The 319-nt window shown below is 47.6% G+C and carries 1 protein-coding gene; it reads right to left on the bottom strand.

The window, feature by feature from the left end; all coding sequences use genetic code 11:
• The coding region (locus BGP75_RS17180) for a transposase (RefSeq protein ID WP_198939392.1) at positions 1-319 on the bottom strand (319 nt) is incomplete at both ends.

The raw sequence follows: 319 nt of genomic DNA, 5'->3' as shown, positions 1-319 counted from the left end.
ACTCGAAGATTGTCTAGAATGAGAAACACTTTTCGTCCCGCATCCTTTATCAGACGCTTCATAAACCGTAGTAATACTTTTGCTGTCATGTTCTCTCCATACATCATGAAGCGTACAGCACCTTGGTTGTTAACCGCTGAGATCATATTCGTTGAGAACAGTTTGGCATTGATTTCAACTACCGGCGTTTGCCCCTTTGGTGCGTAACCCCGACTGTGCTGGCAGTCGTTACGTATTCCCGTTTCATCGCCCCAGTAGATCTCCGCTCCTTCCTCGAAAGCTCGCCTTTTGATCTGCGGGTAGGTGTTGTCCAACCACT

This window comes from Motiliproteus sp. MSK22-1, from assembly GCF_001968815.1.
Taxonomy (GTDB): domain Bacteria; phylum Pseudomonadota; class Gammaproteobacteria; order Pseudomonadales; family Balneatricaceae; genus Motiliproteus.
Note: the sequence above shows the minus strand (reverse complement) of the source record. Positions and strands in the feature narration are given on the sequence as shown.